The sequence below is a fragment of the Parabacteroides gordonii MS-1 = DSM 23371 genome, assembly GCF_000969825.1.
Classification (GTDB): Bacteria; Bacteroidota; Bacteroidia; order Bacteroidales; family Tannerellaceae; genus Parabacteroides; species Parabacteroides gordonii.
Window position 1 is genome coordinate 69,700 of the sequence record NZ_KQ033921.1, and the last position, 12,675, is coordinate 82,374.

A 12,675-nucleotide genomic window follows, 5' to 3' on the forward strand; every position below is an offset into this window, starting at 1 on the left:
CGGAAGACGATAGGGCGGATATGAAAAAAGCATCCCGAAGGATGCTTTCCATTTCGTCCGGTTCATGCTACATCTTCAATCCCCGTTTCCGCTCCTGCCGGATGTCGGAGAAGGAGAACTTCCCCGTCTCCTTGTCGAACTTCACCGCCTTGTCCTTCTGCACGCCGTCCGGCGTCTCCATCCGTTTCACCTCCAGCGGCTTCCCGTTGTAGAAGTCCGTCATTTGCCGGTAGCTGAACTTTTCCCCCGTCAGGCTTTCCATCAGGCTGTTCAGCGTATATACGCTGTCTTGGTTATGCACGCTCTCCGGCACGAACTCCGGGTGGTTCCTCACCCAGTCCGGGAACTTCGTTGTCGCCATCAGGCAGACCTCCGGCGAGCGTTCCGCCCACGGGATCATCATCAGCGACTCCCGGCTGTGGGCGGCGCACCTGACATACACTTCGGGCGTGAGCAGGCTTTTCGGCACTCCGCCACGCCCGATGGCGGACATTCCTGACGTTTCAGCCGCCACCAGCACCCGTTTCTGCGTTTGCAGGTGCACGGGCAGGACGCTGATGCACCTGCCGTCCAGCGGCAGCAGGAAGTCCGCCATTTCGCCGTTCATCACCTCCGGGCGGATGCTTGCCGCCACCCCGTAGAGTTCCTCCGGGCAGACCTTGCTGCACTCCTTCAGCACCTCCATGCACACCTCCGGGGACGGGATATGCTGAACCAGCCGGAAGCGGTCGTTCCCGAACCCCGCTTCCGTTTCCAGCGCCTTCCGGCACAGTTCCGGTGTCTTCACCTCTTCGGGCACGTTCTCCAACTGCCAGCCGTCCTCTTCAACGGCGGCACGGCAAACCTCCGCCGTGCGGTCGTGCCTGCATATTATCTCCAAAGGCACCTGATACATTCTTTCTTCTTGTTCCATGTTTCTGTTTTTTTAGATAGGTTGTTTCATATTTTCATTCCGTTGCGCCTCTTGGGTGCGTCGTTCCGTTCCGGCTCTTGCCGTTCCTTCTGCTCCTGCCGCTGGCTGAGAGGGGCGATGCGGAACGTCTCTTTCTGCCGGTCGAAAGTCACCTCACGGTCTTTCAGGAAACCATCGGGCACCTCGATGCACTTGACCGCCATCGGCTTTCCCCCGTAGAAGTCCGCCATCTGACCGTAGGTGAATTTCCCGCCCGTCATCTGCTCCATCAGGCGGCACAGCGAGTACACGTTGCAATAGCTGTCCACCGGTTGCGGCACGACATGGGGGTGGGCATGGATCATCCCGGGATAGTTCAGGTACGCCGTCAGGCACGCTTCCGGCGACCGTTCCCTCCACGGAATCATCACGAATGACATCCAGCTATGTTCGGCGCATTTCCGCCACAGCTCCGGCGTTTTCAATCCCGGCTTCACCCGGTCGGAAAGTAGGGCGGACGCCCCCGACACTTCCACCGCCTTCGCCGCCCGCTCCGGCGTTTGCAGGTGGACGGGCAGCAGGGACAGGCACCTGCCGTCCTCCGCCACCAGAAAATCCGCCATCTTCCCGTCGAACACCTCCGGTCGGATTGCCGAAGCCACCTCGTAAAGATCGGCTCTGCCCTCGCCGTACCAGTCCCGTATGGCTTCCATGCAGACCTCTGCGAACGGGATATGGTGCAGCAATGCCAGATGCCCGTAACCGAGTTCCGCACTCACTGCCAGCGCACGGCGGCACATCTCCGGGGTTTTCATGTCCTCCGGCACATGCTCCAGCGACCATCCGAACTCCCTGACGGCATCGGCGCACCGCTCTGCGGTACACTCGTGCCGACACAGGTCTTTCAGTTCCGCCAAAGCCGGTACCTCACTCTTTCTCAGTTCCACTTCCATCCCCGTCCTCCTTGTCGTTGTCCGCATTGAAGTCGTATTCCAGCTCGACAGCCTGACCGTCCGAGTCCTCCACCCAGACGGTGAAGCTGCTCTGCTCGTCCGACAGCGGGGTGAAATAGAGCCGGAACGTCTCTTTCTCCAGCGGGTAGCGGTCATTGGGCAGCAACGCCGTACCGTCTTCCAGTTTGAGCGTGCCTTCCCCGTCGAAGAGGAACCAGCGGATCGTGTACCGGGTGTCCTCCCAGCGTCCTTCCCGTTTCAGCTCGCACCGTATCTCCGCCGTCTCGTTTATTTTCAGCTCTTTCGGGACGGGCATCGTCTCCACCGTGAACGGGTATTTCGTCTGAATGTCCAGCCCGTCATTACAGGCTGCGACCAGCACGAGGGCGGCCACGATGTAGCAGCCCGTGAGTATTTTATAAATCATTGTCCTCATATATACATTATTATATTATATGGCAGTTATCGAATCATAAAACGTATTCCCACGCCGACCTGCGTGTGGAACTTCCCGCAGTCGCCGCCGAACAGCACCCGTTGGCGACCGTTTACCAGCAAGACAATCTTGTCCGTCACGTAGGCGGACAGCTCCAGCGTCAGCGCACCCCCGTAGATGAAATTGTCTTCATCCGGGAGCCGGGAGCCGTCCGGCAGCAGGCTCTCGCCCCAGTTCACCGTCTCGTACCCGGCAAGGGCGAACAGCCCCAGTGCGGCGAAAAATGTCTTCTTCCGGTCGGAAAGGAAGTTCAGGTAATAGCCGCCCTCGCCCGTGAACTGGCTCGCCGGATAGAGGCAGTCCCGGTAGCCGTACCGCTTCTCCAAGTATTCCGCACCGACCACCCAATGGTGGGCGTTCTTCGTGTAGGTGCTCACCGCTATCCCGGCGTGGTAGCCGAAGCCGTCGCCGTTTTTCCAGCGCATGTTGTCCGACAGCCCGCCCGTGAGCTGTATGCCCCTCATTCCGGGCAGGCACCGTTGGGCGTGTGCCCGGTTGAAAGTCAGGCACACCCCGAAAAGCAGGATAATGAACAGTAACCTTTTCATCGCTTACTTGATTTTCAGTTCGTTAATCTGTTTTGCCGCCACGAGGTCGGCGTTCTCCACCCGGATGGTCTGGTGCCTGCCGCCGTCCTTCTCGAACAGCTCGATGACCAGCAGCTTGTCGTCCGGTATGGTGAACTGCGGGACGGCATACACCGTGCGCACGTCGCTTTTCCCCTCCGTCACCAGCACCTCGTTGTAGCTGCGCACCGGGTCGATCACCCGTTCCTGAATGGCGGTGCGCTTCGGCACTTTCTTGTCCACGATCTTGAACCGGATAAAGTCCGTCCGGAAAGCCACGTTCGATCTGTTCCTCGTTTCCGTGTGGAAATAGAACAGCCCGTTGTGCGAGTGGACGGATTTCAGGAGGAACTGCACCCCGAAGCGTTTGCAGCCCAAGTGCCGGATCTCCCGTCTGTCCTCCTTGTAGATGCTCTGCATGATGAGCTTCACCAAGAGCGGGCTTTCGTTACCCAGTTCCCGGAAATGGATGTTCATCCGGGTGTGGGAGAAGTCCGTCGTGTCCCCGTTCTCCAAAAAATCCTTCATCTCGATGTTCAGCATCTCCGGCTCATGCGCATACCGGGCATTGAACGAATAGAAGCTCCCGTCCTCGCAGATAACGGAAAAGTTCGTTTCCCCCGGAAACCCCTCGGTGGTCGCCTTTACCCGGATCACGTTCTCCGCACCGTCCGCTTTCCCGGCGATAATCCAATTGCTCCCCAAGTCCACGTACCGTACCGCCGAGGGGAAGATGATATGCACTGTCTTGGCGAACGTCACCTGCACCCCGTGGGGCGTAACCATCTGCCGGTAGGGTAGCTTCCGTGTAATCCCCTGATACAGGTCGTTGCCCGCAGCCCGCTGTATCGTATCATTCACTTGTGCGTTCGCACCCGTCACCATGCCCATAAGCAGGGCGACCCATCCAAAAATCTTTTTCATTTGTCCTTTCTTTTTAATTATTGTTCTAATTATTATTGCTAATTATCATATCCTCCAGCCACTTCCTCCATACAAAAAACTACCTACAGCATAGCAGACCGACCTCATTTTCGCAGCGTAAAGCGAACGACCGAAGTGCAGCGTTAAAAAGAAAAAGCTGTTTGAGCGTTAGCGAAAAGTCCGTTTAAATGAGAGCAGAGCCAAACTTGTTTGTGCTATGCCGAACGTAGGACTTTCGCCGTAGGCAATTCTTTTTCTTTAGCGGAACGCAGGAAGAGAGTAGCGAGAAAATGCAGTCTTGACTTTTTCTTTTTGGTATCTTTTTCTTTTGCGTCAAGGCAAAAGAAAAAGTACGCTACTCCTTGGCGTAAAGCATCAGCTCATACCCCGCTTTCAGGTGCACCTTTACCGTGCGGAACTTCTTGGCAAGGTACTGGCTGCCGCCCTGCATCAGCCCACGGGTGATGTCCATCGCCACCTGCTGTCCGGCGCTCCGTGCGAACGAGATGCTCGTTCCCAACCCGCCGCCGATGTTCGCCATCGCCTCCTTTGCCGCTTCCTGTTCCAGTGATGAAGGGACAGACAAGCCTTTCTGCCCGTCGCTGTCATACACCGCCAGCTCCACGGGCAGCAAGTTCCCTCGGTATTCGACGGACGACACCACGATATCCAGCCGTTCCCCCTGTACCTTTCCCGTACCCGCAACGAGCGTGTTCTGCGGAATCACAAGGTTTCCCGCTTGCAGCGGTTCGAGCAGCCGGAGCTTCACCGTCTGTCCGTCCATAATCGTCTGATCCCCGTGGATGCACGCCCGTATCGTGTTCTTCCCCATAGCGTACCCGCTGCCTACCGCCGTGTTGAAGCCGTAGTTCCTCGGCTGGCTGTACTGCCGCATGAACTCCGCATCGCTCAATGGCTGTTGCAGCCCCGATACCGTCCGCTCCCGTGCCGCCTGCACCGCCACGGCGGGCTGTCCCAAACCGTTGCCGTCCTGTCCGGTGGCGGGCACCTGCACGGCTGCGCCGTCCCGCCCGTTCTGTCCCATGTACTTGGCGGCAAGCTCGTAGCTCTTCTCCATCAGCGCCACCTGATCGTCGATTCCGCCCGCCTGCCGTTCCCTTTCTTCCAGCTTGGCGGTCAGCTCCTCCACCTGCCTTTTCAGCTCCTCCTTTTCCCCGTCCACCTTCGGCTCCTCGTAGAACGAGCCGAGCTGACGGTTGATGTCCCGGTAGGCGGTAACGGAGGAACGGCTGCCGCCGCCATTGTCCGAATAGTCCCTGAACGGTTCCCGTTCAGGCTCGCTGTCCGGCAGTTCCATTTCCACCCCGTCCGTATCGCTCTCTTCGGAGAAGGCGAAGTCCTCCAGCGAGCGCACCTTCTCCGCCTGCTGTTTCTCCGCCTGCGCCTGCTCGTAGGCTTTCCGCTTGTCGCCGATGATCCCGTCGTTCTCCGGCAGGGGGATGTCGGCGTTGAACGCCCCCACGGTGTCCCGGTTCACGTCCCGCTCCTCCGAAGGTGCGAATATCAGCCACATCGAGCCGAGGAACAGCAAGCCCATCAGCGGATATACCATCAGCTTCTTCCGTTGCTGCAACTGTTTCGGCGTGAGCGGCTTGGCTGTCTTCTTCTCCTTTTTCCCGCCGCCCTTGTCCTCCTTCTTTCCGTTCCCCGTCTCCGGGGCTGCGGCATCCGCCACCGTCACGTGCTGCGTTGCCGTTGCTTTTTCTTGGTTCTGTTCTTCCATCATGTCAAAAATTTATGGTTGTCCTACATTCTGATTCTTCTCCCCGGAGGCTTCCTTCTGCCTGTCTCCCCGGTTTGCCGCTTGCCGGGCGGCTCCTTCCGTTCCCGTTTGAGCGATGCCGTGGGGCTTGCCCGGTTGTCCGCACGCAGGTGCGCAGCCTTCCGTTCCCGGCTTGCCGCCTTTTCGGGGAACAGCCTCGCTTCCAGCCCTGCCAGTTCTTTCGCCGCACGCTCCCGGATGGCACGGTTGTGGCGTCCGATGGCGGCTTCCGGGTAGTCCCGGGAGAAGTCCCCGTTGTCCTCGCTCAGGTGGTAGTCCCACCTCAGCCGGGCGATACCGGCAAAGTTCTCCGTCAGCCCGTACTTCTCCACCGTCTCCTTCGGTACTTCCCGCTGACCGTCCCAGCCGTGGCGGGCGAGCCCGTGGAGCAGCGCCCGTTCCGCCTTCACCGCTTCCAGATAGTCGCCGGGCAGTCTGCCGCCCGTCTTCCTCTCGTAAAGGGCGGCGGCTTGCCGCATCAGCTTTCCCCTCTCGTCCGCCTCCCGCAACTCGATCTGTTCCATGACGGTGTGGTTGTCGCCCCGCATCTCCTCGCTCCATTCCCGGCTCAGTTCTTCGAGCCTGCGGTAGCCTTCCGCCAGCCCGTGGCGGATGGTCACCGAGTCGTCCGGTTTCTCGCCTTTCAGGGCAAGCCTTTTCAGTGCGTCGAGGTCGCCCTCCCTCATGCAGCAGTTCAGCAGCCGGTGCGCCGCATCCCGTTCCGCCTGCGCTTCGGGGGATAGCGGCTGCGGGGCGTTGCGCCTCGTGTTCTCATACTCCAGCACCTTGTATTGCGCCGCCAGACGCAGCATCGGGCTTTCCGCCGCCTCCCTCACGCTCCGGGGGATTGCCGCCCCCTCACGCATCCCGTAACGGGTCTCTTTCAGGGCGTCCATGACCGCCCGCCATTCGGGATAGCCCGTCTGGTACACGTACCGGAAGAACCTGTGTTCCAGCAGCAGCTCCGCCTGTTTCCTTGTCACCTCCGGGCAGTCCCGGTAGTCCCTGACGGACTGGAGGATTGCACCGGCATCCGCACGCCTCTTATTCAGCAGGCTCCCGAAATACGCCGCCACCTGCCTCATGTTCCGCTCCTCCTGCCGCTCCCGGCGGCGGAGCAGCCACTCACTCAACTTCTCCGCCAGTCCCATGCCGTCCGCTTTCAAAAGGGTTGATAATACTGTCATTGGGCAATTGCAGGCGTCTGATATGCTCTATCCCCAGTTCCTTCCCGTCGTTCCTGCCGATACGGTAGATGGAGGAGACGGTCATATAGACCGACAGTGCGCCGAACGCCGCCAGCATCACGAGGATGATTGCCACACGCATGTCGGGCGAGATACGCCCGGCGAGGCGGCGGAGCTTCCCGTCCGCCCAGTCCTGCGCCTTTGTGATGAATTTCCTTATCATAGCCGTCAGCGTTTGAGGGTCTGCAAATCCTTGTTCTCCGTGATCTCGAACCCCTCGATGATGAAGCCCTGCGGGTTGTTGTCGCTCCTGACCGCATCCAGCAGGCGGCAGCGGGTCACAAGGCTGCGCTCCGTAACGGAGCTTTCCCTCAGGATGATCTGCCGGGCGAATGTCCGCACGCTGTACGGGTACTTGTCGAAGTCGCACCGCAGGCTGTCTATCTCTATCATCTGGTTGATGTTCCCCGAGATTATCCGGTTGTAATACCCCTTTTCCGAGAGGTCCTTGTAGTAGTTGAAGGCGCTCTTGTCCGCCAGCAGCAGCGAGCGTTTGATATTCCCCTCGATAGCCGACTTGTCGGGCGAGAGCGTGAAGAACAGCTCGTGGAAGCGGCGCACGTGCTCCCGTGCCTCCACCGGGCGGTTCTGCCGCACGTCCTGCGAGAGCGCCAGCATCAGGCTCTTGCCGTTGTCCAGCACGTAGATCTTCTGCCGCTGCGCCTCGGCGAAGCTGTACGACTTCCACAGGGCGAAGCCCGTCACCACGGCGCACAGGCAGGCGAATACCAGCGTGAAGAGCCGTATCTGCCTGAAGCTCGTTTCGATATTTTTCAAACTTTTAAATTCCATGTTTCCGGTTTTTTATTCGTTATGACTCATTTTCTTGGGGCATCCGCCGCTACTTGATGATTTTTCCGGCGATGTTCCCCACGGCGGCACCCGCACCCGCTGCGGCGACGTTGCCGACCCTGTTTGCGGTCTGGTTCATCGCACGGTTGGCTTGGCTCACCCCGCCCGCCATGATGATCCAGTTGGCGACCGTCGGGATGGTGAAGTACCCGAATATCCCGATGATTAAAAAGATGATGTACACCGTGTTCGAGCTGTCCGGGATGAAGGTCGGGTCGCTCATCGCCTCGATGTCACGGGTGAGCATCAGCACTTGGATGCGTGCCAGCACCGAGCTGAACAGGTCGCTCACGGGCAGCCACATGTAGATGGAGATGTACCTCGTTATCCACTGCGTGAGCGTGCTCTGGAACCCGTCATAGACCGAGAGGGCGAACGCTATCGGACCGAGGATGGAGAGGGCGATCAGGAAGAACGTCCGTATCGTGTCGATCACCAGCGCAGCCGACTGGAACAGCAGTTCGAGCAGTTCTTGGAACCACAGCCGGATGTTCCGCTTCATGTTGTATTCCGTCCGGTCGATGTACATCACCGCCATCGTCTTCAAGTCCTTGGGCGACCAGCCCAGCTCGTCGAGCTTCTTGTCGAAGTCCTCCTTGCTCGCCAGATACGCCTTCTCCGGGTCACGGCGGAACGCCTCCCTCTCCAGCGTTTCCTTCTGCTCCCGGTATCGGTTCATGTCGAAGGTCTGTGATTCGAGCATCCCGTGGCAGCCCTTCACCACGGGCGAGAGCACCGCGTTGATCGTGCCGATGACGAAAGTGGGGAAGAAGAGGATGCACAGCCCGATGGCGAACGGGCGGAGCAGCGGGTACACGTCGATGGGTTCGGCACGGGCGAGCGCCTGCCACACCTTGGCGGCTACGTAGAACAGCGCACCCAGCCCGGCGATTCCCTTGGCTACACCCGTCAGCTTCTCGCAGAGCGGCATCATGTCCTGATACAATACCTGCAATATCTCGTGCAGGTTCGTGAAGTCTATCGCTAACAACATAGTCCTATATTATATTTATGTACGTAAACATTATTGTATATTGCCGGTCTCACCAGTAACGGTCTTCCGCATCCCCGTAGAGAGCCACCACCCGGCCGGCGTCCTTTTTCTTCTTCGCCCGCAGGTAGCTCACCGAGATGTTCTTGTCCGTGTAATACTGCACGAGGTTGCGGTACTCCAGCAGCCGCTTGTAGCTCTGGTCGATGATCGCCAGCCGTTCGGCGTCCGAGAGCGACATCCCCGTCACGTTCACCACGTTCTTCAGGTCTTGCAGGATGTCCGCACTCTCGCTCAGCAGCTTGGCGTACCCGAACGAGATGGTTTCCAGCTCGTCCGGCGTGTAGTTCGGGTCTCCTAACATCTTCTGGTAGTTGCGCACGTAGATTTCCGAGATGTCCGCCACCAGCCCGATGGACTTCTTCACCTTCACGCCGCCTTTCACCACGTCATGCACCGCCTTGAGCGCATCGTAATACTTCCGCCCCTGCTCGAATATCTTCGCCGTCTCCCTGAAGCCGTCCAGCGTGTGCTGTGCGGTGGCGGAGGTCTCCACCATCTCCTTAGCCGTGTTGATGATGCCCTGCGCCAGATTGCCGGGGTCGTGTACGACCCATTGGGCGTTGGCCGCACCTGTCGTCAGGCACGCCACGCCCAGAATGATTGCCTTTATCGTTCTCATGTCCTTACTGTTTTAGGGTTCCGTCACTCTTTCTCCTGTACTCTCCGCCCGGCGACAGCCGGATGCGGTCTTTCTCCCGGTCATAGTCCATCATCACGGCGAAGCCCGTCTCGATGAACAGCACCCCTTCCGTTTCCCGGACGAGGTAGGTCTCCGCTTCACTGCCGCCCATGTGGTTCCTGTGCATGACCGTTACACGGTACTTGCCGTCCTCTTCCCAGAGGGTGAAGGGCGGCTTGCCGCCCGTGCTGACCCACTCGCCGCACATCTTTTCCAACCGTTCCGCATTTGTCTCCTTGCAGGAAATGACAAACGCCAGCGCCACTGTTACCGCCGACAGCAGCAGGATTAAATTCAATCGTTTCATCTTGATTCCGTTTTTTTAAGTTTTACAAAATTTTATTCTCTCCATTCCGTTTAGCCGTTTGTACATCCAGCCGTTTAGCCAGCCAGCCGTTTAACCGTTTAACCGTTTGACCGTTTGGTCAATCATCCGACCCTTTAGCCGTTCGTCCGGTCAATCAACCATCCGTCCGGCAGCCTGTTCGCCGCTCACCGCCAGCACATCGGTACATTATTTATACTTCGTCTCCGCCAGCCGCTTGATGGCAAGCTCCAAATCCCCGCCCAGCTCTTCCGCCAGTGCGAACACCTCCGTCTTCTCGCTCTCCTCGGTGGTATAGGTCAGGTATTCGGCAGCCGATACCTCCGTGGCATACACCGCCGACTGCACACCGTTCAGACCGATCCACACCTCCTTGTACTTCCGTCCGGGATGGTTGGCAAGGTTGATGGAGAGTATCTGCGACTTCTCCTTGTCCGTCAGACCGAGCATCGACTGGATGCCGTCGAACTTGTTCATGTACTTCTTCTGGTCGAGCAGGATCTTGCAGTCCGAGTTGGTGATGATAGCCTCCTTCACGATGGGGGACGAGATGATGTCGTCCACCTCCTGCGTGACGACAATCGCCTCGCCGAAATATTTCCTGACAGTTTTATGTAGGCTAAGCACCCAGCGCCTTGTCATATTTCTATGGTAGGTTTCCAAATGCTCGCCCCCGAACCGGACTTACACCTCTCAGCGTATCCGGCTCTCCACTAATTTTAGTCTATCTTTCCGTCATGTATCTTTTTGTGACAACTCCTGCACACGGCAATCGTTTTGCGTTTGCGGGCAATCATGTGTCGTTCCCAGCTTTCCTTACCCTGCAAGTTCTTTAGTTTCCTTACATGGTGCATAACAAGGTCGTCTGTCGCTCCACATAATTCACACTCATGGGCTTTCAGCCTTTCAACAAGACTTGTCCGCCCCGCAGTATAAATTGTTCGTGGCATGGTGTCACATTCCGATTTATAGGTGGGCTTCTTGCGTTTGAAGCCACCGTCGTAAAAGTATCTTTCCTTTACACCTGTTTTAGTCATGTGCTTTATGATAAACCTACCGTTCTTACGATATTTCTTGTTTACCTTGCGTGTGCGGCACTTATATTTGCCTGCAAACGTTTTGTACATGCTGTATTCCATGATGTACTTGAAATTATTCAAGGCATGGGCACAGTTGTTGGCTATGGAGTAGTAATTATAGAAACCCACGATTTCCCGATTATAGCTATCAAGGATTTCAAGGTCGTCATTGAATATCAGTCCCGATTTACATTTCGGTTTCCATATTTCCTTTCCGTTACGGTTTGTCATTTCCAAGACTCCCCAATCGAACAGTTTTTTACGGACAGTTTCCATACTGACATTCAAGCAGACCCTTTTACCATAGGTTCTTCTTAATCTACCCCGTTTATCACGTCTTTGGTCGTTGGACTTTCTTACAGTAATTTCATATCCGAGAAACTTGGCAGGTCTTTCGGTATGGGTGACAAGTGTCTTTTCATCAGACAGTTCCAATGCCAGTTTATCAGCAAGGAAGTTTTTAATATCTCCCTTTATCTGTTGCGCATCTTGCTTACTTCCGATAATTCCCACGAGAAAATCATCTGCATATCTCGCATATTTCATTCTCCTGTAATCGGCATCCATTTCTTCGCCATTGGGATATTTAGCCCGTCCTTGTTCTATTGCTTTCAGTTCAAGGATTAGCTTTACCCTTTGCCTTTCGTCTTTTACGGACTTCAATCTTCGCACAATACGTTTTCTTGCATTGCCGAAGTCCAAACTTTCTCTACTGAATTTTCGTTTCTTCCCTTTATCGAATTTGGCTATGTATTCCTTTATATACTTATCCAGCTTGTCAAGGTATATATTAGCCAATATCGGGCTGATGATACCCCCTTGCGGTGTGCCACTGTAAGTATTGTGGAATTGCCATTCTTCGATATATCCCGCTTTCAAAAACTTGCGTACTAAGCGTATGAAGCGTTCGTCCGCAATGCGCTCCTTGAGTATGTTTATTAATACATCATGGCTTATATTATCAAAGAAACCTTTTATATCTCCCTCTACAAACCACTTTGCACCGCTAAACTCCTTTTGGATGTGAGTTAATGCAGTATGGCAGCTTCGATTGGGTCGAAACCCATGCGAGGTGTATTCAAAATTTCCCTCGTATATGGCTTCCAATACCATTCTTACTACTTCTTGTATTAACTTGTCATTGAAAGTCGGTACGCCAAGAGGTCTTTTCTTACCGTTTTTCTTCGGTATGTACACCCTCTTTGACGGTTGGGGCTGGTACGTTTCATCTTTTAACGTATCAATCAACTTTTCAATTCGTTTCAGGCTCATGTTGTCAATGGTCTGACCGTCCGAACCTTTAGTCATGTTGCCCTCTTTGGCGTAGATGTGCTGATAGGCAACATAGAACATTTCCTCATTGAACAAAATTCTGTAAAGACGTTCAAACTTGTAGCTTACATCCTTACTGTGTTCTGATAGACTGTTTAATACTCTTTCTGGACTTCTCATAATGTCTCTCACATTTTCCGTTAATTGTATTAATAATTAGCTGCTTCCCTTCGCCATGTACAAGGCGTTACCTTGCTCGGACTACTATGGAAGCTCCGTTACCACTCCGAATTTTCATAGGTCAAACCTAATAGCCTTTCGGCACTTCGGGATAGGTAATCCCCGTTTATTACATCGTAACTGTTGGCATGATAGATTGTCGGATACGACTTCCGTCCTTCACTCGCTTACTGCGGTTGTGTCGTGATAAGTTCTTGCTACATTCATACCTATACACTGAAGTAGTATCACGATATGGCGATTGATAGTTACCTTACGCCATAGCCTAAAGGGGAACCACTCGGACTATCGTTTAATCAATTCGGACTTTATC

At 55.7% G+C, this 12,675-nt stretch carries 14 protein-coding genes; all 14 read right to left on the minus strand.

The genetic code is table 11. The features are described 5' to 3' along the window. Positions 1-67: 67 nt before the first annotated feature. The 14 genes from HMPREF1536_RS24635 to HMPREF1536_RS24700 all read right to left on the minus strand — a co-directional run bounded on the left by HMPREF1536_RS24635 (position 68) and on the right by HMPREF1536_RS24700 (position 12,302). Positions 68-913 carry a hypothetical protein gene (locus tag HMPREF1536_RS24635; RefSeq protein WP_028728688.1) on the minus strand — a complete coding sequence of 282 codons (846 nt, stop codon included), beginning with the start codon at positions 911-913 and terminating at the stop codon, positions 68-70. 26 nt (positions 914-939) lie between these two features. Next, positions 940-1,845, minus strand: a complete 906-nt coding sequence (locus tag HMPREF1536_RS24640) for a hypothetical protein (RefSeq protein ID WP_028728689.1) — start codon at positions 1,843-1,845, stop codon at positions 940-942. After that, positions 1,820-2,281, minus strand: coding sequence for a DUF3872 domain-containing protein (locus HMPREF1536_RS24645; protein ID WP_028728690.1), 462 nt, complete (start codon positions 2,279-2,281; stop codon positions 1,820-1,822). Before HMPREF1536_RS24645 ends, HMPREF1536_RS24640 begins: the two co-directional genes overlap by 26 nt. Positions 2,282-2,307: 26 nt before the next feature. After that, positions 2,308-2,889, minus strand: a complete 582-nt coding sequence (locus HMPREF1536_RS24650; protein WP_028728691.1) for a conjugal transfer protein TraO — start codon at positions 2,887-2,889, stop codon at positions 2,308-2,310. Between the two features lie 3 nt (positions 2,890-2,892). Continuing rightward, a complete protein-coding gene (gene traN / locus HMPREF1536_RS24655; RefSeq protein WP_028728692.1) occupies positions 2,893-3,831 on the minus strand; it encodes a conjugative transposon protein TraN in 939 nt (312 codons plus the stop codon). 355 nt (positions 3,832-4,186) lie between these two features. Next, complete coding sequence (traM, locus tag HMPREF1536_RS24660) at positions 4,187-5,578, minus strand: conjugative transposon protein TraM (RefSeq protein ID WP_044192773.1); 1,392 nt, start codon at positions 5,576-5,578, stop codon at positions 4,187-4,189. A gap of 20 nt (positions 5,579-5,598) precedes the next feature. Further along, positions 5,599-6,765: a hypothetical protein gene (locus tag HMPREF1536_RS24665; protein WP_028728694.1), complete on the minus strand. Its 1,167-nt coding sequence runs from the start codon at positions 6,763-6,765 to the stop codon at positions 5,599-5,601. Then, entirely contained in the window at positions 6,740-7,024 is a 285-nt protein-coding gene (locus HMPREF1536_RS24670) for a TraL conjugative transposon family protein (RefSeq protein WP_028728695.1), read from the minus strand. Before HMPREF1536_RS24670 ends, HMPREF1536_RS24665 begins: the two co-directional genes overlap by 26 nt. A 5-nt stretch (positions 7,025-7,029) precedes the next feature. Further along, a complete protein-coding gene (traK, locus tag HMPREF1536_RS24675; RefSeq protein ID WP_005647497.1) occupies positions 7,030-7,653 on the minus strand; it encodes a conjugative transposon protein TraK in 624 nt (207 codons plus the stop codon). A gap of 49 nt (positions 7,654-7,702) precedes the next feature. Next, positions 7,703-8,707, minus strand: a complete 1,005-nt coding sequence (gene traJ, locus HMPREF1536_RS24680) for a conjugative transposon protein TraJ (RefSeq protein WP_005647499.1) — start codon at positions 8,705-8,707, stop codon at positions 7,703-7,705. 49 nt (positions 8,708-8,756) lie between these two features. Then, positions 8,757-9,386: a DUF4141 domain-containing protein gene (locus HMPREF1536_RS24685; protein WP_028728696.1), complete on the minus strand. Its 630-nt coding sequence runs from the start codon at positions 9,384-9,386 to the stop codon at positions 8,757-8,759. Between the two features lie 4 nt (positions 9,387-9,390). Further along, entirely contained in the window at positions 9,391-9,753 is a 363-nt protein-coding gene (locus HMPREF1536_RS24690; protein WP_028728697.1) for a DUF3876 domain-containing protein, read from the minus strand. Between the two features lie 207 nt (positions 9,754-9,960). After that, entirely contained in the window at positions 9,961-10,398 is a 438-nt protein-coding gene (locus tag HMPREF1536_RS24695) for a TraG family conjugative transposon ATPase (protein WP_262496368.1), read from the minus strand. A 92-nt stretch (positions 10,399-10,490) separates the two neighbouring features. Further along, positions 10,491-12,302 (minus strand): reverse transcriptase/maturase family protein, encoded by a 1,812-nt coding sequence (locus tag HMPREF1536_RS24700; RefSeq protein ID WP_046151773.1) that lies wholly within the window; start codon positions 12,300-12,302, stop codon positions 10,491-10,493. Positions 12,303-12,675 lie beyond the last annotated feature (373 nt).